Consider the following 20,052-nt stretch of genomic DNA (forward strand, 5'->3'; position numbering starts at 1 on the left):
CAGGGCTTCGAGCCCAAAGTCTGGGGCGATATCTGGAGGCACTGGGATTGTGCCTGACTGGTTCCATCGCAGCGATGATCGGTGACCTCGCCGAGCGTAACCTTACCGATCCCGCCAGGGAGCTCGCGGCCTACAAGGCCAAACTGAGAGCCCTGCGCGGCCTGCCGCAGATTGTGAAGCGAACGCTTGAACTGCCGGCGGCCACGCACCCGATGGACACTGTTCTCAGGCCACGGCCTTTAGCTCGGGCGCCCGGGTAAGCCCAAGGCAGCAGGTCGTCGATCTGGCTGTTTGGATGGCCGTTGACCATCCTGGTGAGTACGTCGGCGAGATAGCCGAGTGGCTCGACCCCATTGAGACCGGATAGGCTCCGGGCCGCAGTAAGAGGACATGCCGAGAGTGGACGAATGCACTCGCCCACTCTTCCGCATAAGGACTACTCGTGGTGAGCAGCCGACTTCGCTTCGGCTATCCATGCGTCCCATTGTGCATGGTGTTCGTCTTTCCATTGCTCAGCATGTTTACGGATGTCTGCTCGGGTATTCTGACCCTTGCGTACAAGAACGTTTTCGGAGTTGACGTCTTCGACCGGAACGCTTAACAGCTCGAACCATTTACGCGCGGCCGGATTGCTATCTAAGAACTCCGTGTTGGCCATGACGCGCATTGTCATGATAGGAAACCCAGTGTTGCCAATGTTGGCCACCTCCGTCACGCTGCCAGCTTGATCATCAGGCAGGGCGGTGAACGGAACGGTCAGCCAAACAACTTCGTGCCCCGGCCGTAAGATGCTGCTTAGCCAAAATGGAGTGAAGGTGTAGTATACCGTAGGCTTGCCTTCTTTGATGCGTTGTATCGCATCGGCGATGATCGTTTCATATGAGCCTTGCAGGTGGTTCACGGTATTCCGAAGACCGTAGGCATCGAGTTGGTGCTCAATGGTACGCTCGCAGCCCCAACCTGCGTCACATCCATACAAGTCAGCTTTTCCATCGCCGTCTATGTCAAACAGCTTTGCGATCGCGGGATTCTTGAGTTGGTCAATAGTTTTGATTTTATACGTGTCAGCGGTTTTTTTGTCGATGAGATAGCCCTGCGTGCCGTTTTCCATCAAGGTCCCTACGGGTTGTAGCTTCGCTTTGCCGCCCGCGTTCTCGTAAAACGTCCTGTGTATGGGATCCGCGAATTCCGCGTGGAAAGTCGCGTTTCCACTAGCCACCGCTATAAACGCCGCTTGGAGTTGCATAGAAGCAGATTCCTTGACATCGAAGCCAAGCTCTTCCATGCCCATGATCACGAGTTCTTCTTGAAACCATTCATTAGCAAAATTCATGTCGGCGGGCTGCACTGAAATCCCCTTGCCCGGAAGCTCTGCTGCACCCACTGGGCTTACGATGAGTGAAAGTCCACTCGCGGTTATTAGCAGAGCCTCGCGCAACCACTTTTTATTCCATTTCATTCCTGTTCTCCTTTAGAAGGTTACTGCTGGCCAAGCAGGATTCAGTGGCCTCTTCACCGATGCGATCGCAGACCGATCACCGTCAGTTCCTTGCAACGTCCGCCACAAAGGCGCGCCAGCCGCCGTAGGCGGAAATGTCGTGGGCGCCGCCTACCTCTTCCGATTCGACAATGAAACCTTTCACAACCCTGCCATCTGCCAGATTGATTGTGCCGATAGACAGCGGGGGCGGGATGGCGTTGACGAACTTTCCGAATGCAGACGCGGACAACGACCAAATTTCGAGCTCGATTTCTGCTCCCTTGCCCGCTTCGACGCGCAGCATCCCGGGCTTCGGCGGCGAGGTGTCGAGCGCGTACAATGCATAGTCCGGTGCGGTCCTGGTCGCCTCGATCAGACGCCCGTTCAGAGCCTTCAACTCGCCGTTTAAAGTCATGCCTGACAGGTGCGCACCGACCACACCAATGGGTATCTCGCCACCTCCAATTGCGGGCAGCGGGGTAAGCGGTGTTTGTGCAATCCCCCTTGAACCGACGGTTAGTTTTGTATCGGCGTGAAACACGCGTCCGATGCTTGCTAGGTTCGCGTCGCGGCCTCCAGGAGCAAGAAGCGTTATGCCAAACGGAATACCGTCTGATCGCATCGAAGCCGGCAATGCAAGGCCGCAGAGGTCGAGAAGATTGACGAAGTTGGTGTAGGTACCGAGCCTCTTGTTGAGTTCAATCGGATTCGCAACTACCTGCGTAACGGAATAGACTGTCGGTGCTGTGGGCAGCACCACTGCGTCTATATTCGCAAAGGTCAGCTCAGCGATTCTGCGCAGTTCTTGCAGGCGATAAGATGCGGAAAATGCTTCCGCAGCAGTGAAGTTCGCGCCGGCGGCGGTGATTTCACGGACTGCAGGATGGATCGAATTCGGCAAAGATGTGAGCAGGTTGCGAGTCACGAGATAGCGCTCGGCAAGCCATGGACCTTCATAAAGAAGGCGTGCGGTCTCATAAAATGGCTCGAGATCGAACTCGACGAGCGCGGCGCCAAGCGTGGTCCAGCGCCTCAACGCCTCGACATATGCAGCCTCTGATTCACTATCACCGAAGAAAATCAGTTGTCCGTTTCGCGGCACCCCGAGGCGAAGATTTGTGGGAAATGGCGACATCGCACCAAGCCGCCGATCGCGCGAAAAGGGATCGGCGCGGTCTGGCACCGCCATAACCCCAAGCGCAAGGGCGGCATCATCGACCGTTAGGGCGAATACAGAGACGCAATCGAGGGTGCGACACGCCGGCACGACGCCTGTAGTTGAGATCATGCCGAGGCTCGGCTTCAGCCCGACGATATTGTTGAGCATCGCCGGTATGCGGCCGGATCCGGCCGTGTCTGTGCCAAGCGCCAGCGGCACGAGACCAGCGCTGACCGCAGTCGCCGAGCCTGCACTCGACCCGCCAGGTATGAGATCGTTGCGGATCGGGTTTCTGGGGATACCGTAAGGCGAGCGCACTCCAACAAGGCCTGTCGCGAACTGGTCGAGATTAGTTTTCCCTACAATGATGGCGCCGGCCGTGCGTAGGCGCTGTACTACGGCGGAGTCCTGCGTCGGAATGTAGGAGAAGGCAGGGCAGGCCGCAGTAGTTGGAAAGCCTAGGGCATCTATGTTGTCTTTGACGGCAACCGGCACCCCATAAAGCGGCAGGCTCACAGCATTCTCGGATGCTGTGAGCCTCTCGGCTTGCGCAACTGCGTCTCTCTCGTCGCACAGGCTGATGAAGACGGCGGGATCGTTATAGTCGCGAATCCTTTGATAGGTACGCGCGACAGTCTGCGCAGGTGTATTAGTACCTGCGCGGTGCGCGCCGAGAATGGCTGCTACTGTCTCGGGTTGGCAGATCGCATGGCAAAGAACTCCCCGCTGCGAAACTAACGATCGCTGCTATGACTATTTGCAGTTGACTCCCGAAGCGGTGGTAAGCAACGCTCCGTGCTCTTTTAGTTCGCCTCGAGGTACTTGAGCACGAACTCCCTCATCGACTTATAAGCATCCTCGACCTGCGCTGGATTACCGCCGTCGAAACAATGTTCCCCCTTTTCGATCGGTATCAGGAAGTGGAAAACATCGTGTTTCTTGAATTGATCGGCCATTTTCTCTGACTCCTCGAAGGGGACGTCCGTGTCATGAGTACCGTGGATCAGCAGTGTTGGCGGATAACTACTCGTAACATTTTTGACTGGCTCATATGGCGCAATGTGTTCGCGGAGCGCTTCGGGGCGGAATCCACTGACCTCCTGAGGCCACAGCCCAGTTTGGCGGTAGTACATATAAATCTTGCCGCCGTTCCCTTTCCGAAGGTGCGCGTCAGAGATGACCGTCCCATCTGTTTGCTCCTTCGCCTCCTCTTCCGTGATTTGCTCCAGATTATAGTTGGGATACGGGTTCGGCTGGGTGTACCAGTCGGCAGTCAATTCGCCGTAACCGTACAGCGCGACAAGGGCCCTGGGTTTAGGTTGAACACGATATCCCGTTGTTAAAGCCAAGTATCCTCCAGCAGAGTCGCCAACAACAACGATCCGTTCTGCGTCGAGATGGAAACGCTTAGCGCCCTCTGCTTCCAACCAAGCGAAAGCTGCTTCTATGTCACTGGCGATCACCGGGAGCTTCGTCTCTGGCGCGAGGCGATAATCGATCGAGATAAGCGCAAACTGACTTTCCTCTGCCAAGGAGAGCACTCGCGCTAAGACGTGGTTCTCGGTCGTCAGCCCTCGGTTGCCTGTGACTAAGGCGCCCCCATGAATGTAAACGATCACTGGGCGCACGTTATTGCCCTTTGGCCGGTAAACATCGGCGAGAATCTCGTGCCCGCTGACCTTCCGATAAGTCACAGTCGTTTTTTCGAGACGGATGTGATGTTCTGATAGATTGGCAGTCACGAATTCGTCTCCAAATTTAGTTGGTGTCGTGCTAGGTCTCTACTTTAGTTCTGACCCATGAGAGGCCGATATTTCCTCGCTCGCTGCAACATGTCTAAGGTGATTTGTCGTACTTCCCGCTTGCTGATCTCAATATGGGACGTCAGCCGTCGTTGCGCGTCGTCAGAGCACCCATTTTGAAGCGCGGTAAGAATTTCGGCATGCTCGTCATACGTCGCCGTGACTCGATTATCCTTAGTGAAGTCGAGCCGGCGAATGATGCGGATGCGCTCTGTAATTTCGCGATGCGTGCGCATCATTTCTCGATTGCCAGTGCTCTCTACGATTATTCGATGGAATGCCTCGTCCAACGCGCTTGTTTTTATTGCATCTTGCAATCGCTCGGCGGCGGGCACCTGCCAGATGAGCGCGAGGGACTGCAATTCTGGCCAGTCCTTTCCCGCGGTGCAAAGCTCTCGGGCGGCGAAACATTCAATCAAGATACGGAAATCGTAAAGTTCGTCGAACTTCTCGAAATTGAGCGGCACAATCAGCCAGCCCACCCTAGGGAGCGCCTCAACAAAACTCTCCTGCTGTAGCCGCTGCAGCGCCTGCCGAAGCGGCGTACGGCTGACATTGATTTGCTGGGCAAGATCCGACTCAGACAGACGATCTCCAGGCATTAAAACAAAATCGAAAATCCGCCTTTTAATCTCGTCATACGCGCGCTCGGCAAGATTGCCCGGATCTCTATTGATATTGACGATCTTCGCCATTGACCCCCTCGTTCCTCGCATCAACCTGCCTGCTGGGACACTAGCTAGTATACAAGAGGGTGTGCTACGTCAATGCGGCACACGGAGTTGTGAGAGGGCACTAACGGGGGCAGGAAAAGAGCGGTTCGAAATCGAACACAGCTTCGACTGTGCGCCGGCCGCCGAGCGCCCTCGGATTTGTTCAGCGTCCTTTGGACCGTAGCGCAGGACGCCTGGCCGGGCATGGGCGGACTACCGCGGAAGCACTAAACGCAAGCGATTATCTGTCCTACAAGGCGTATTCTTGTTGCTTGGTGCGTCGATTGTTGTCGCGGTAACCGACTTCCGATCGGCGATGATGCGGCGAGCTGCTGGGTGAGTTGCGATCGCAGCTTGGCCTTGCCCTAATTTTGATCACCCACGACCTGTCTATCGTGGCTGAGAGTTGTGATCGCGTGATGATCATGTATGCGGGCCGGATCGTCGAGGATGGCCCTGTCGCCGAGATCTTCGCCCAGCCTAAACATCCCCTACACCCGCCTTATCGAATCGATCCCGAACCCAGCGAGCGGCAAACGGACCATTCGGCCAATACCCGGTGATCCCCCCAACTTGTGAATCGACCCTCAGGTTGCGCCTTCCATCCACGTTGCTTCTCGAGAGCCTGCAGGTCCATTTTCCGATCCAGGGCGGGCTGTTCGACCGTCTCCTGGGCCGACCTGCCGGTGCCGTGGGCGCGGTGGACGGGATCGACCTCAACATCGGACGAGGTGAGATTGTCGCCCTGGTCGGGGAATCGGGCAGCGGCAAGACGACGGTAGGCCGCTTGGCAGAGCCGTTGCGCTCCCTGCGGTTGGTCGAGAATGGCAAACCGCTTGAAGACCGGGTGAGCGAGGCGCTCGCGGCCGCCGGGCTCAATCCTCCCGGTGATTTCTTTTCCCGCTTCCCGCACGAACTGTCCGGCGGGCAGCCAGCGGGGTTGTGATTGCCGGTGCGCTTGCCGTGAAGCCGGAACTCATCGTTGCCGACGAACCTGTGTCGATGCTCCATGTCTCGATCGCGCACAGATTCTTCAGGTCTCGGTAGCCCTTCGCGACAAGCACAATATGGCGCTACTGTTCATCACCCACGACTTGCCGCTTGCCTGGTTGATCGCCGACAGAATTGCCGTCATGTATCTTGGAAAATTGGTCGAGATCGGTAGCGCCGACGAGATCACATTCAACCCCCGCCATCCGTAAACCGTCGCCTTGCGTAACCCTACCCGGCAGATTGGCGCCAATACAGGTCGCGCCGAGTTGCCGGCCCTGCAAGGCGAGGTTCCAAGTACCGCGCGCGTGCCGAACGGCTGTCGCTTCCATCCGCGTTGCCCTCTGGCCTTCGACCGCTGCAAAGCTGAGGAGATTGCTGCCGGTCGATGGAGCCGAAAGATTCTCAGAGATTGATCAGTGGGAAGGCGGGAGTCCAAGAGCTTCTCGACATGGGCATGCAGCCTAAACAACAACGAGCAAATCCTTGGCATCGATGTAGTCGCCGGCCTTGACCAGCACCTCAGTGATCGTGCCGTCGCGCTCGGCGTGCAGCGCCGTCTCCATCTTCATGGCTTCGATCGACAGCAGCACGTCACCGGCCTTGACCGCTTGGCCTGCAGCAACCGAAAGCGCCGAGACGACCCCCGGCATCGGCGCGCCGACATGCGCTTCATTGCCGGGCTCGGCCTTGCGCCGCGCCTTGGCGGCGGAAGCTCCATGTGCCCGGTCGGGCACCTTGATGCGGCGCGGCTGGCCGTTGAGTTCGAAGAACACGGTGACCATGCCCTTGTCGTCGACATCGCCGATGGCCAGGCAGCGCACCACCAGCGTCTTGCCCTTCTCGATGTCGACGAAGATCTCGTCTTCCGTCGTCATGCCGTAAAAATAGGTGGGCGTTGGCAGCACGCTGACCGGCCCATAGGTTTCCTGCGCACCGGCGAATCCGAAAACACCTTCGGGTACATCAGCCACGAGGCGAATTCGAACTCCGAAAGCTTGCGCTCGAGTTTCTCCTCGATCTCCTTGCGGCTGGCCTCCAGATCGGCCGGCTTCAACAGCGAGCCGGGCCGCACTGTGATCGGCTTGTCACCCTTCAGCGCCTTCTTCTGCAGTGCCTCCGGCCAGCCGCCGGGCGATTGCCCGAGATCGCCGCGCAGCATCGAGACGACCGAGTCGGGGAAGGCGATGTCCTTGTCAGGGTTCTCGACATCGGCCACCGCCAAATCCTGGCTGACGATCATCAGCGCCATGTCGCCGACGACCTTCGACGACGGCGTCACCTTGACGATGTCGCCGAACATCAGGTTGACGTCGTGATAGGCCTGCGCCACTTCGTGCCAGCGCGTCTCCAGCCCAAGCGAGCGCGCCTGTTCCTTGAGGTTGGTGAACTGTCCGCCCGGCATCTCGTGCAGATAGATTCCGACGCCGGTCCCTTCAGGTCGCTCTCGAACGCCGCATACCGGCTGCGCACCGCTTCCCAGTAGAAGGAGATGCGACGGATCCATTGCGGATCGAGGCCGGGGTCGCGATCGGTGCCCTTCAGCGCCTCGACGATGGAGCCGAGACATGGCTGCGAGGTGTTGCCCGAAAGCGAATCCATCGCCGCGTCGATGGCATCGACGCCGCTGTCGACCGCCGCCAGCACCGTCGCCGCGGCGCCGGATCGAGTATGTCGCCTGTATAGCAGATCGCCGCCTCGATCAGCTTGCCCTCGGCGCCGATCGCATCCATCGCGATGCGCATGTTCTCGACCCAGTTCAGGCAATCGAAGACGCGGAACAGATCGATGCCGCCGGCGGCCGCCTGCTTGACGAAATGCTGCACGACATTGTCGGGATAATTGGTGTAGCCGACGCCATTGGCGCCGCGCAGAAGCATCTGCAGCAACAGGTTGGGCGCCGCCTCGCGCACCAGCGAGAGCCGCTCCCACGGATCCTCTGTAAGGAAGCGCATGGCCACGTCGAAAGTCGCGCCGCCCCAGCATTCCAATGACCAGAGCTGCGGCAAGGCACGCGCATAGATGCCGGCAATGGCCGCGATGTCATGCGTGCGCATACGCGTCGCGAGCAGCGACTGATGGCCGTCGCGCATCGTCGTGTCGGTGACCAGCACCTGCTTCTGCTCGCGCATCCAGCCGGCGAATTTCTGCGGCCCCAGCACGTCGAGCTTCTGCTTGCTGCCGCCCGGCACGTTGCCGTTGAGATACGGCACCACCGGTGCCGCCGCATCCGCCTTCGACTGCGGCCGCCCGCGCGTCTCGGGATGACCGTTCACCGAGACGTCGGCAAGATAGTTGAGCAGCTTGGTGGCGCGATCCTGGCGCTTGACCTGCTGGAACAGCTCCGGCGTCGTGTCGATGAACTTGGTCGTGTAGGAATTGTCGGCGAAGCTCGGGTGGTTGATGATCGCTTCAAGGAAGGTGAGGTTTGTGGCGACGCCGCGGATGCGGAACTCGCGCAAGGCGCGGTTCATGCGGGCGATGGTCTCCGCCGGCGTCGGCGCCCACGCCGTAACCTTTTCCAGCAGCGGATCCTAGAAACGGGTGATGACGGCGCCCGAATAGGCGGTACCGCCGTCGAGGCGGATGCCGAAGCCGGTCGCGCCGCGATAGGCGGTGATGCGTCCGTAATCCGGAATGAAATTGTGCTCGGGATCCTCGGTGGTGATGCGGCACTGCAAGGCATGGCCGTTCAGCCTGATGTCCATCTGCATCGGCACGCCCGATCCCGGCGTGCCGATGGCGAAGCCGTCGGGATGTGGATCTGCGCCTTGACGATGTCTATGCCGGTGACCTGCTCGGCCGCTGTCGGCATCCTGCAGGAACGAGGCCCAGCGCGGGCGCGTCTACGCCCTCATAGAGGCGGAGGGCGACAAGATTGGGCTCTATCGCACCGACGATTATGGCGACCACTGGATCCACGTCTCGCAGAACCGCGATCTGATCCACCGCCCCTGGTACTACACCCATGTCTTCGCCGACACCACACACGCCGATACGGTTTACGTGACGAATTTCCAGATGTGGAAGTCGACCGATGGCGGGGCAAGCTTCACCGAGGTGAGAACGCCTCATGGCGACAACCACGATCTCTGGATCGATCCGCTCAATCCCAAACGGATGATCGAAGGTAATGACGGCGGTGCCTGCATTACCTTCAACGGAGGCAGAACCTGGTCCTCGATCTACAATCAGAACACAGCACAATTCTATCGCATCGATGTCGACGACCGGCACCCCTATCGGGTCTACGCCACCCAGCAGGATAACACCTCGATCTCGGTCCCGAGCGCTACCGAATGGGGCGTGATCAGCCTGGGCGACTGCACCTATCCGGGCACGGGCGAGAGCGGCTTCATCGTGGTTAATCCCGAGGATCCCGACATCGTCGGCGCGATCGGCTCGAGCCCAGACGGCGCGGGACCTCTGCAACGCTACGACCACCGTACGCGGCAGATCCGCCTCGTGAATGTCTGGCCGGAAAAGACGACCGGTATCGCGCCGAAGAACATGCGCTACCGCTTTGCATGGACCTTCCCGCTCACCTTCTCGCCCCATGATGCGAAGACGCTTTATGCCGGCGGTAACCACGTCTTCCGCAGCCGCGACGAAGGATCGAGCTGGACCGCCATCTCGCCCGATCTCAGTATCAACGACCCCGCTAGGCAGGACTATTCGGGCGGCGTTTTGACCCGCGAAAACTTGGGCGCGGAGGTGCATGCAATATGCGCTTCGGTCGTGGAATCTCGGCACCGCAAAGGCGAGATCTGGGCGTCCACCGACGACGGCCTCGTTCATGTGACGCGCAATGGCGGGGCCGAGTGGAGCAACGTCACGCCGAAAGCCACGCCCGAGCTCGCCTACATTGGGTGCGTCGAAATCTCACCGCATGACGCTGACACCGTTTATCTTGCGGCTACGCGCTACAAGCTCGGCGACTACCAGCCTTACCTCTTCCGTACGAAGGACGGTGGCAAGAGCTGGCAGTCGGTTATTGGGGACTTCCCGAAGGGCGAGATCACCCGCGTGGTGCGCGCCGACCCGGTGCGTCCAGGCTTGCTCTTCGCCGGCACCGAGACCGGGGTTTTCTTCAGTCTCGACGACGGCGCGCACTGGTCGCGCATGGCCGGCGGCTTGCCCGTGGTCCCGGTTTACGATCTCAAAATCAAGGAAAGCGACCTCGTCGCCGGCACGCATGGCCGGTCCTTCTGGATCATGGATGACGTGACGCCGTTGCGCGAATTGGCCTCTGATCAGAAGGACGTGAAGCTGGTGAGCCCGCGCCCCACAGTCCGGACTAAGCTTAACTGGATCGTTGGGCAGGGTTTCTCAAAGGTCGGCATGAGTTACAGCCTTGGTTGGTGCATCGGCGCCGCCACGGAGATCGTGGAGTTGGAGGACGGACGGGGCGATCGCCGCTATCTCGACTGCGGCGAGAATCCGCCGGACGGGGCAATCGTTTATTATTGGCTGCCTAGTGATATCGAGGGGCCGGTCAAGCTCACCTTCCAGGACGCTGCGGGCGAGACCATTGTCTCCTTCTCGAGCGACGAAAAGCAGGCGCCCTTCAACAAGAAGCCCGGCACAAGGGCCGGGCTCCACCGCTTCGTCTGGGATCTCAGGTATCCTGGACCGGCCAAGCTCGACCAGTCGCTGGGGACCCGGAAGTACAAGCCTCTTACGCCGGAGGAGGAGGACCCGAACGGCGCGGCGGTGGTTCCCGGCAGCTTCAAGGTTGAGCTTCAAGTCGACGACGAGAACCAGACGGTCGGCTTCACCGTCGTCAAGGATCCGCGAATAGCTACGACCGAAAAGGATTTCGCCGAGCAGTTCGCGCTCTTACAAGAGCTGTTCGGCATGCTTTCGGCGCTTAACCAGGCGGTCAATCGCATGCGGCTCCTGAAGCGGCAGCTCGCGGATGTCCAGAAGCGGGTGGTCGGCAGTGACAAATCGCTTGGCGAGCGTGCGCAAGCACTGGTCGGGCGGCTCGAGGCAATCGAGGGAGCGCTGATCGACTTCAGGCGCGAGACACCGCAAGACGTCCGCAACCCGGGCGGCTTGGTCGGTTCGCTCATCGACCTCGTCAACGTAGTCGCCATCGCCGATGCGGCGCCGACACTGCAAGCGCGGCAGGTCGCGGATGAGATCTTGTCGAAGGTCGGCGGAGAGATCAAAAAGTTGGACGCGATAGTGAACGATGATGTCACTACGCTCAACGTCGCGCTCAATACCGCCGGCGTCGTGCTGCTCGGGACCGGCAAGGCCTAGGTGGGCACCGAGGAAAAACATGCGGCTCAGTGAGCATTTCATTCCAGGAAGGAGATAGACATGGATTTTATCGAGCGGATCTTCGGCGTGGCCCCGGATGGGGGCGACGGCACGACCGAGATGCTATACATCGTGGTTGCGCTTGCTGTCGCGGCGATGGTAGCTGCCCGCAGTTGGTCCGCCGTCGCGCCGCAAAGCGGCGACGGTAGTTTTTTCTTCTAGGATCGAGATCATGGCCGGCTGGGCCAGCAACGATCGAGACGCCTTCTGCTTGGGGTCGGCCCCACTACTCTGGTCAATGAGCCTGAGGGACGCGTTTAATCCGCGTATTGCGATGACACAACGTCTGGCGCCTAGAGCTGACCCGATCGCCGTGGAACACGGCGATCGAGCATCGATGCGCGAGTATACCTACTTCCGCCGCCTCCCAAGGCGTCCGGCCCGGCAGCGAGCTTCGGCTCCTGCCGGGGTTCTGTCGCAAACGGAATGGCAACCCATGTCTGGCTTGAAGGCGTCTGTTTTTCGGGGAGCGCTTGCTATGTTCAAAGGCCGTCATTTCGATCGATCAGTGATCTTGCAGTGCGTGCGCTGGTATCTGGCCTACGATCTCAGCCCGCGCGATAGCTGGGTCGTTCACTTCTCGCCTCAGCTTCGGGAGCGCTTCAACGCGCAAGCGCGCCGTCACCGGCAAGTGGCACGTGGCACGTGGCACGTGGACGAGACATACACCAAGCTACGCGGCCAATGGCTGTATCTCTATCGTGCCGTCGACGGCGTCTGCGACACAGTCGAGTTCTTCTCCAGCGAACCGCGACCTGCCGGCAACCAAGCGCTTCTTCCGGAAGGCCCTTGAGCGCTACGGCAGACCGGATCGCATCGTCATCGACGACAGCGACCAATCATGAGGTGATCATTTCCTGCAACGCCGAACACCGTCCGCGGAATCGATCGCGACAAGTGCTGAAGCCGATCCGCATCCACAAGAGCAAGTACCTCAACAATCGGATCGAGCAGGACCGTTGGCGCATCAGACGCCGCACTCGGTGCTTGGCTTCAAGTCGATGCCCACTGCCTATGCCGTCCTTTCCGATATCGAGATGGTTCACATGATGCGCAAACGGCAGGCGAGGTTCGCCTGTAATATCGATCGCAGAGCAGTTCGAAATCCTTGCAGCATGATCATCGGCGCGAAAGCGTCCGTTGTGACCAAAAGCACGATTGCGACAGAACCACAGAGGCCAACTGGGATGAACAAAGTTTATGACTCGGTTATAGGGGCGATCGGCAGCACGCCGCTTGTGAAGCTAGATCGACTCACGCGGATGCACGGGGTCGACGGCACAATCGTCGCAAAGCTGGACTACCTTAACCCGGGCTTCTCCAAAAAGGACCGTGCAGCACTCGGGATTATTGAAGAAGCCGAAGCACAGGGAATTTTGAGCCCTGGGCAGACCGTAGTCGAGCTTACGTCCGGAAACATGGGAACCGGCCTAGCTATTGTTTGCTCTATCAAGGGCTATCCATTCGTCGCCGTTATGTCGAAGGAAATTCTGAAGAGCGCGCCAGGATGATGCGTGCGCTCGGCGCTGGAGTAGTGCTTGTTGACCAACTTCCTGGATCCCTTCCCGGCCAAGTTTCAGGAGGTGATCTGGAACGGGTGAATGAGGAAGCCGTTCGCGTTACCGCTGAACGAGGAGCGTTTCGGGCAGATCAATTCTTTCGCGACGGAAACTGGCGCGCCCATTACAATCACACAGGTCTTGAATTTTGGGAACAGACCGGTGGCAGTCTCGACGCGTTCGTCGACTTTTTGGGGTCCGGTGGCACGTACGCCGGTGTTACGAAATCACTCAAAGAGCGAAATAGTGAAATAAGGTGTTTCGTTGTGGAGCCAGCTGGCGCCGCAGCGGTCGCCGGGCACGACATTACGCACCCAGAGCACCCCATCCAAGGTGGTGGATACGCTATGCCAAATTTGGCCTTTCTTGAAGGCGCGCCAATCGATGGCTATTTGCAAGTGAGTGGTGACAAAGCGAAGCGGGTCGCGAGAGAGCTCGCGCGCTTCGAAGGTATCTTTGCAGGATTCTCCTCCGGCGCAAACGTCGCCGCGGCCCTCCAACTCTTGCAGAGTGACCCGCGAGGGAAGACCGTCGCTGTGATGATTTGTGATTCCGGTCTAAAGTACCTTTCCACGGACTTATGGAGCTATAGTTAGTTGAGAGCCTTCAGGAGGTTGTCCATTCGTCCCCGACCGAGAAAGCTGAGATTGTCGAAGCTTCAGTGATTCTCGGAGGACCGAATGAACATCCACAAGAATGCCCGTCTGACGCGGTTTTGTTGCAACGGCTGAATAGGGGCGCGAGGTCAATCAGACGGCGAGGATTTCGAACTGCTCGGCCAGGGACGAGTTCGGATTGAAGGCGTACCTCGCCTGGCTTGCTTCGATGCCGGAAAGGATGGTGGCGGCGGTGGCCGTCGATTTGAAGCCGAGCATCGGCCGGATACGGCGCTTGATGCGCCGATGGTCGTGCTCGATCCGATTGTTCAAATACTGGTTTTGGCGGATCCGGATCGGCTTCAGCCGGCGCCGGGCGCGACCCTGCAATTTGTGGTGTCGCAGGAAACGATCGCCTCGTGGTTGGTCTGGCTCCCGTCGATGACGACGCGATCCGGTCGGCGATGACGCTCCAGCGCCTTTCTGAAGAAGCGCTTGGCCGCCGGCCGGTCGCGCTACTCGCTGAACCAAAACTCGACTGTGTCACCGACATTGTCGATGGCGCGATAGAGATACATCCACTGGCCGCGGACCTTGATGAGGTCTCGTCGACATGCCATTTGCCGGTCACACTACGCTTGCGCCGGTTGAGCGCTCGAGCAACAAGGGCGAGAAACGAACGCTCCAGCGGTGGATGGTCGTGTGATTGACCGTAATGCCGCGCTCGCTAGATGACGCAGGCTCAGATTGTGAGGCCAGGTACCAGCGCACGCAAAGCAGGATCACGGACTGGTCGAACTGACGGCCTTTGAACATTGCAACCTTCCGAAAATGATCCAAGGCTCCGTGCCACAGCGCTGATAATCAAAAACTTGCAACAGATCCCTTGGACTAGCCGCGAGATGTGGCCACCCTGCTGGCGCGGCTCTCCATCGTCGCGGTTTCGCTGGCGAAAAAAAACGCCCGCGTGTTTTGGGCCGGCCTTGATGAACCGAGAGGCAGAATATACCGGCAATCCGATCTCAATAGAAGTCGAGGAGATCGGCGCGAGCGCTTTCGAAACCGCCGGCAGTTAACGCCTAACTTTCCAAGGGCAAGAAGCTGGTCCCGGGCGGCGGCGGCGCGGACTCCTTGCCGGCGGGCCTCGGGTGACCGGATGCTGGCTCGAAGCCATTGCTTTTCAACGTTGAACTGCCGCCAGCGCCGTTTTGCGGATCATGCCGTTCTGGCATGGAGAGAGCGGTCCGCCTCACAGTTGCGCGCGATCCATCTCGCTCGCGCGAGCCTGATGATAGACCCTAAAAAAAGGGCGCCCGGGAACAGGCGCCCTTCTCATCGACGAAATGCTCGGATTGGAGGTCCGTGATCAAGCAATCCGCCGACAACCTCTACAAGCCTCACTACAATGGTTCAGCCGCGAATTGAAGGCTCGCAGTTACCGCTTCGAACGCGGTAACGTGCTCGTAGGCTCAGAACGAGCGCTGGAAGCGAAGCAGACCGCCGACGCTGTTCTTCTTGTCGGCATTGGTCCAGTTAGAGAAGTTGACATCCCCGAACTTGCCAGCGTGGAGATAGTCGACTTCGGCCGTGATCGTCAGACCAGGAACGATATCGTAGGCGACATTGGCGGCAATGCCGAGGTTCTTCCACTCGTCATACGCCGCCTGAAGGTTGAAAGAGGTCTTCTCGTTGAACTTGTAGGTGCCGCCGCCCCAGACGGCCCAGTTGCCACCCCACTGCTTGTAGAAGCCGCGACCGCCGGCAGGAATGGCGTAGGTCCCATCGGTTAGGTTGTCGTCGGTCCCATAGCCAGCCATAATGAACAGCGACAGTTCGTTGGTGGCGTTCACATCCAAGCGGACCTTGCCGGCTACCTCTTCGTAGTTGCTGTCGTAAGCCACGACGCCGCTGATGGCGCCCCAGCCCTGCGTGTACTTCACGCCGCCGACAAGATGCGGAACGTAGCTGTCGATCGTGCCGACGACGCCAGACCCCTCTTCGAGCGATACCACGGCGGAGAAGCCATTGCCGGCGTCGAAGTAGTACTGCACGACGTTGGTGTCGAAATCGCCGTAGGGAACGAGCGTATCGTTGAGGACGTTGCCGGCGTAGCCGATGAACGTATCGAAGGCCGACTCGTCCTTGCCGACGCGAAGGCCACCGAGTTGGATCCAGGCGAAGTTCAGTGTGATGCCCTTGTTGAAGGCATAGTTCTGGGGACTGTCGGGACCCGAATAGGCGTTGCGGTTACCGAAATTGAATTTGGTCTCGGTGTAGGTCTTCAAAGTGCCGAGTTCGGTTTCCTGGCCGGTCCAAGTCCTTAGGTCAAAGCGGGCGTTCTTGCGCCAGGTGCCCTGGTCGCTGCCGTCTTGGACGTCGTGGGTCCGCGCCCCGTCGTAGGACCCAACGTCGCCGACGCCGATGTCGTAGCGGACATAGCCGCCGATGCGCAGGCAGGTCTCGGTGCCGGGGATGTAGAAGTAGCCAGCGCCGTAGACGTCGCAGATCTTGACGTATTCAGCGGGTTCCGGCTCGGCGACGACGACGGCGTCGGCGGCGCGCGCACCGGAAACTGCGATCAGTGCCGCAGCGGAGCCGAGAAGAAGGCTCTTGATGTTCATACTTGATCTCCATTCAATGATTTGAAAGGGGCGAGGACGTCGATGGACGAACCGCTCCCTGTCCCCACGATCGAAAAAGATGCGCATCGCAATGCATCCTTCCCGGCTCGAACGCTATTCGCTGGGCGAATTAGTGCAAGTTCAAATTCCGTCTGCCAGGCGCATAACGAAGTATCAGTTGCATTTTTACCACTAAATCGTCAGTATTAGTTGCACAAATTGAACAACTATACATTTGAACAAATCGCACAATTGGCACATCTGCGTTGTGCGCACGTACATAATGCGCGGACAGCCGTCGGCATCCGGCCAATCGTCAGATAGATCCAATCAGAGAAACAGCCTGGGCGGCGGATGCGACGACTTCTGCGTTCATACCTTCCCTTAGCAATTCGATAGGAACGCGACCCTTGAGAAGGGGCGACGGACTGATCAGCCACAGCCAAGCCAATCTGGGATCGGAGATCGAGGAAAGGACCTGCCTAATTCCGGGCATGGGCCTGCCGTCGATGAACTGAGCCAGGGGAAATACATGCTTGCGGGAGCCTCGCCGGAAGGCAACCACATCATTATGCCGCTGCCACCAATACAGCGTGGATCGCGGTATTCCAAAACGTCTCTCGAGATGCGTCGAACCCGCAACTGGACCGGCCCACTCTGCAATGCGCGCTCCTTCTCTCGGGTAATCTTTCTGAACCGGATGCCCGAGAGGATGATCGGCTGGCCGAGGTCGCGAAGCGATCTCACACGCCTGGGCATTTAGCCGTCGCGCTGCTTCGGCCTCGAGCCTACCAAGAAATTCGGCGGCCACGGTGGTCAAATCGTTGGAAGGAGGACCCGAAGGCGCAACAGCAGCCTTGTCACCCTGCCTCGCCTCATCGCATTGGGCAAGGATGCGCTGCACCTCCCTCATGACAAAGCTTGAAAGCTCGGTCTGGCGCTTTTCATCCCCAAGATCACTCGACCCCGACATATGTGGCTTTCTCAATAGCACGCCCTCAGCAAGCCGCCGAAAGAGCATTGAAGACATGAAGTTTGGCGGACGACGATGTATTGCGTCTTCGTTGCTCGCGACCTAGCAACCGTCTTGAGGTTTCAACTTGTGCCTCTCAATAAAAAAAGGGAAGAACGTCGATGGACGACCGTCTTTGCCCCACGATCGAAAGAGACGCACATCGCAGTGCATCCTTCGCAGGGATTTGTGCAAGCCAAAAGCTTAGCTTGCCAGAGTTATATAATTTACACGTTGCCTTTATGCAACTATTTTCTAAGTGTTACTTGGACAACTTGAACGTATTGCACATTTGGACGAACTGTATACTCGACCTCGACTTCGACGCTCGCATTTACTGGCGGCATACATGCTTCACCGTTGCCGCATCGCATTGGCCAGGTGCGCGGCACCTCGTTCATGACAAAGGTTGAAAGCCCGTCCTCGGGCGTTTCATTGGTTTTGTTGCAACGGCTGAATGGGAGCGAAGAGAGGGCTGACGCGAGAAGGATGGATTCGGATTGAAGGCGAACCTCGCTTGTCGCTTACGCATCATGTGGACCATTTCGATGCCGTTTAGGATGATCGCGGCTGATGCTGGTGATTTGAAGCCGAGCATTGGCCGCATGCGGCGCTTGGTAGCGGTCGTCCGCCCTTCCACCGCTGTCTGCCAAGCAGCCAGACGGGTTCCGTCGGGAAGCTGGATCCATACGCGCTCCATCAGCCTGACAGGCCGGGTCCGAGCGCAATTTTCATCCTTGCCCATCCATCTTGGCAAACTTCAACATGTTTCATCCCCTTGGGTTAAGCGAATTTCCCGTTCGGTGGCCGCCGCCTAAAGTCGAGGGGCTAAGACGCTTCTGCGGTAGCTATGGATTCTCCCGCATTGCTCAACGAAATTGCTTCTCTTTTAGGAATATGACGGTGCGGGGAGAAAGTTTTGCGCCAAAGTGCATCAACTGCTGAAATGCGAAGCACACAGAGCAGTTCAGTTTGAAATAAAAGTTTCCGTGACGCGCTTCGGGCTGTCCAGACAGGGCTGAGAGGTGCTGTCACATTGATCGAGCGGTAAGGAAATTGAGGTAGCAGCGCCACCGCTATCGGATCGAAATCGTGGCCCGTGCTGTCTGGGTCTACTTCCGCTTCATGTGACCGGTAATTTCTCTGGGGTCAGGCGGCGCGCAGAAGGGGAGGTTTAGGCTTGAAAAGAGAAGGCACGTTTGGCTCTGGCTGTCGAAACGGTGCCCGCAATCTATCGTGAAGTTCGCCATTGATCTCGGCCGTCCGGACCTGCATAAGCATATGCGCGCCGTGGAGCGACCAGCGCATCTGCTGCTTCTTGACCATACGTTTCCCGACGAGTGAGTTCACCGTCGACTCGGCGAGCGACGTGGCAACGCGAAGGCCGGCTCGGTAGCGCTTACCATAGTTTACGATCGCACCGCGGTTGGAACGGACGTAGGTCAGAAGCTGCAACCCGAGACTATGAAGCCGTGCGATCGAGACTCGCCTTCTCGCTGCGATCCAGGTCGCGGATGGCGCGATCGACACGACCATGCCATAGACGCCACTTCACGGCCCTGATGTCCCTGTCGATGGAGGGCAGCTCCCCGGTTCGGTCAGTGTGGGATCGTATCCGCTGATCGGCGATCTGCTGCATGGGCTGGATCTTCATGGCGATATGGAACCAGTCGATGTTGTGGGCCGTCGGCTTCGGCATGGCGCGGCGCAGCCGCTTGAGAATTTCTGCGCCGTCCGAGATCACAGCGATGTCGCCGAAGCCGCAGTACCCTTCGCGCCGAAGGGTATGAAGGGTGCGATCCCGGATCGCCATTTGGTCGGTGCTGCCGGTGATGAAATAGCGGCCACCGGATTCGCCTCGTCCACCGCGGCCGCATCTGGCCACGACGAGTTCAAAATTTCGCCCCGAATTGGGCGGCGCTGCGCACATGAGCCGTATCGATGCTGACGACGAACTCTTTGCGTCGATCCCCGGGAAGCTGCATTTCGAGCTGGCGTCGGTCATCGATTTGAGACCTCGCGCGCCCTGTTTCCTGCGCGATGTGGTCGTCGAGCCGCTCGCCGATCCTGATGGTGCGCTTGCGCACGGTCGCATGCTTCTCGGTCGGTTCAATGGGCAGGAATGCTCGTCATCAGCCATGCAGCAGCCACGCCCTCAACCAGGGTGCCAAGGTTCGAAACAAGTGCAGCCGATCACAGGGAACGGAACGTCTTATGTTGAAACGGTACGAGTGGAGATCTTTTTATTCGACATTGTGGGAGCTTCTCGATCGACTGCGGGCTGGATTTCACAAGTCATCCAAACATGCCCTCGCCATTCTAGCCAAGCTGCCACATTTGCGCACCGCTAACCCAGAAACGGGCTCCGTCATGGCTGGCTGGATGGGCTGTCTGTCTCGCAGCGCTGCTCGAATGTTTGAACGCAAGGATCGAGCGCCACGAGGGTCCTCTTCGCGCACATATTTCAAACCAAGCCGCCTTGTGCGGTCCACGTTTCAGCAGTCGACGCATTTTGGCGCAAACCGTCCTCCTCTATGCATCTATACTTGTAGGTGCACATCAACCGCACCATTAAATCAAAAAGGGGATGAGGCTTCGTCTCGCGAATGTATCCCCCCAGGAGAAAGATTCAGACGACCGACGCTGACCCTGGCAGGGAGCTATGGGCTTTAGGCGAGGCGATCTGGAATTGATGCGCGAGTAACTGACTTCTGCCTCCTCCCAAGGCAGTACCGGCCCGGCAGCGAGCGTAGTCTCCTGCCGGGCTTTCAATTCGCTGAGTGTCTGCGCAC

Annotated in this window: 13 protein-coding genes and 6 pseudogenes; 7 read left to right on the forward strand and 12 right to left on the reverse strand. The window is 58.7% G+C overall.

Annotation, left to right across the window (positions count from 1 at the left end; all coding sequences use genetic code 11):
* Nucleotides 1–247 precede the first annotated feature (247 nt).
* From NKH13_RS28695 to NKH13_RS28715, 5 genes and pseudogenes are all read right to left on the reverse strand, one after another.
* Nucleotides 248–343: pseudogene (locus NKH13_RS28695) on the reverse strand (transposase domain-containing protein); the annotation flags it as partial.
* Between the two features lie 93 nt (nt 344–436).
* Entirely contained in the window at nt 437–1,459 is a 1,023-nt protein-coding gene (gene proX, locus NKH13_RS28700) for a glycine betaine/L-proline ABC transporter substrate-binding protein ProX (RefSeq protein WP_352915971.1), read from the reverse strand.
* A gap of 82 nt (nt 1,460–1,541) precedes the next feature.
* Nucleotides 1,542–3,344: an allophanate hydrolase gene (atzF, locus tag NKH13_RS28705; RefSeq protein ID WP_352916048.1), complete on the reverse strand. Its 1,803-nt coding sequence runs from the start codon at nt 3,342–3,344 to the stop codon at nt 1,542–1,544.
* Between the two features lie 98 nt (nt 3,345–3,442).
* Entirely contained in the window at nt 3,443–4,381 is a 939-nt protein-coding gene (locus tag NKH13_RS28710) for an alpha/beta hydrolase (protein ID WP_352915974.1), read from the reverse strand.
* Between the two features lie 44 nt (nt 4,382–4,425).
* The gene (locus tag NKH13_RS28715; RefSeq protein WP_352915977.1) at nt 4,426–5,136 is read right to left on the reverse strand and encodes a GntR family transcriptional regulator; all 711 of its coding nucleotides are present in this window, start codon (nt 5,134–5,136) and stop codon (nt 4,426–4,428) included.
* Nucleotides 5,137–5,746: 610 nt separating this feature from the next.
* Here NKH13_RS28715 and NKH13_RS35720 point away from each other — a divergent pair.
* The 3 genes from NKH13_RS35720 to NKH13_RS35730 all read left to right on the forward strand — a co-directional run bounded on the left by NKH13_RS35720 (nt 5,747) and on the right by NKH13_RS35730 (nt 6,560).
* Nucleotides 5,747–6,100, forward strand: coding sequence for an ATP-binding cassette domain-containing protein (locus NKH13_RS35720; protein ID WP_502914589.1), 354 nt, complete (start codon nt 5,747–5,749; stop codon nt 6,098–6,100).
* A 121-nt stretch (nt 6,101–6,221) separates the two neighbouring features.
* Nucleotides 6,222–6,356, forward strand: coding sequence for a hypothetical protein (locus tag NKH13_RS35725; RefSeq protein ID WP_502914590.1), 135 nt, complete (start codon nt 6,222–6,224; stop codon nt 6,354–6,356).
* Between the two features lie 57 nt (nt 6,357–6,413).
* A complete protein-coding gene (locus tag NKH13_RS35730) occupies nt 6,414–6,560 on the forward strand; it encodes an oligopeptide/dipeptide ABC transporter ATP-binding protein (RefSeq protein WP_502914591.1) in 147 nt (48 codons plus the stop codon).
* Between the two features lie 48 nt (nt 6,561–6,608).
* Here the strand turns inward: NKH13_RS35730 and NKH13_RS28725 are convergent.
* Nucleotides 6,609–8,953 (reverse strand): annotated as a pseudogene (locus tag NKH13_RS28725) (biotin/lipoyl-containing protein); the annotation flags it as partial.
* Between the two features lie 212 nt (nt 8,954–9,165).
* Between NKH13_RS28725 and NKH13_RS28730 the strand changes: the two are divergent.
* The 4 genes and pseudogenes from NKH13_RS28730 to NKH13_RS28745 all read left to right on the forward strand — a co-directional run bounded on the left by NKH13_RS28730 (nt 9,166) and on the right by NKH13_RS28745 (nt 13,627).
* Nucleotides 9,166–11,412, forward strand: coding sequence for a hypothetical protein (locus NKH13_RS28730; RefSeq protein ID WP_352915979.1), 2,247 nt, complete (start codon nt 9,166–9,168; stop codon nt 11,410–11,412).
* 60 nt (nt 11,413–11,472) lie between these two features.
* Entirely contained in the window at nt 11,473–11,634 is a 162-nt protein-coding gene (locus NKH13_RS28735; RefSeq protein ID WP_352915982.1) for a hypothetical protein, read from the forward strand.
* A 316-nt stretch (nt 11,635–11,950) separates the two neighbouring features.
* A pseudogene (locus NKH13_RS28740) lies at nt 11,951–12,591 on the forward strand (IS6 family transposase).
* 143 nt (nt 12,592–12,734) lie between these two features.
* A pseudogene (locus tag NKH13_RS28745) lies at nt 12,735–13,627 on the forward strand (PLP-dependent cysteine synthase family protein).
* Between the two features lie 153 nt (nt 13,628–13,780).
* Here the strand turns inward: NKH13_RS28745 and NKH13_RS28750 are convergent.
* The 6 genes and pseudogenes from NKH13_RS28750 to NKH13_RS28770 all read right to left on the reverse strand — a co-directional run bounded on the left by NKH13_RS28750 (nt 13,781) and on the right by NKH13_RS28770 (nt 19,347).
* Nucleotides 13,781–14,443, reverse strand: a pseudogene (locus NKH13_RS28750) (IS6 family transposase).
* Nucleotides 14,444–15,096: 653 nt separating this feature from the next.
* Nucleotides 15,097–16,248, reverse strand: a complete 1,152-nt coding sequence (locus tag NKH13_RS28755) for a porin (protein ID WP_352915984.1) — start codon at nt 16,246–16,248, stop codon at nt 15,097–15,099.
* A 316-nt stretch (nt 16,249–16,564) separates the two neighbouring features.
* Nucleotides 16,565–17,278: an antitoxin Xre/MbcA/ParS-like domain-containing protein gene (locus NKH13_RS35735; RefSeq protein ID WP_502914592.1), complete on the reverse strand. Its 714-nt coding sequence runs from the start codon at nt 17,276–17,278 to the stop codon at nt 16,565–16,567.
* A gap of 379 nt (nt 17,279–17,657) precedes the next feature.
* Nucleotides 17,658–17,879, reverse strand: a pseudogene (locus NKH13_RS28760) (hypothetical protein); the annotation flags it as partial.
* A gap of 843 nt (nt 17,880–18,722) precedes the next feature.
* Nucleotides 18,723–19,190 (reverse strand): hypothetical protein, encoded by a 468-nt coding sequence (locus tag NKH13_RS28765; protein ID WP_352915987.1) that lies wholly within the window; start codon nt 19,188–19,190, stop codon nt 18,723–18,725.
* Nucleotides 19,153–19,347, reverse strand: a complete 195-nt coding sequence (locus NKH13_RS28770; RefSeq protein WP_352915990.1) for a hypothetical protein — start codon at nt 19,345–19,347, stop codon at nt 19,153–19,155. Before NKH13_RS28770 ends, NKH13_RS28765 begins: the two co-directional genes overlap by 38 nt.
* Nucleotides 19,348–20,052: the final 705 nt, after the last annotated feature.

It is taken from the genome of Mesorhizobium sp. M1348 (assembly GCF_040317925.1).
GTDB lineage: Bacteria > Pseudomonadota > Alphaproteobacteria > Rhizobiales > Rhizobiaceae > Mesorhizobium.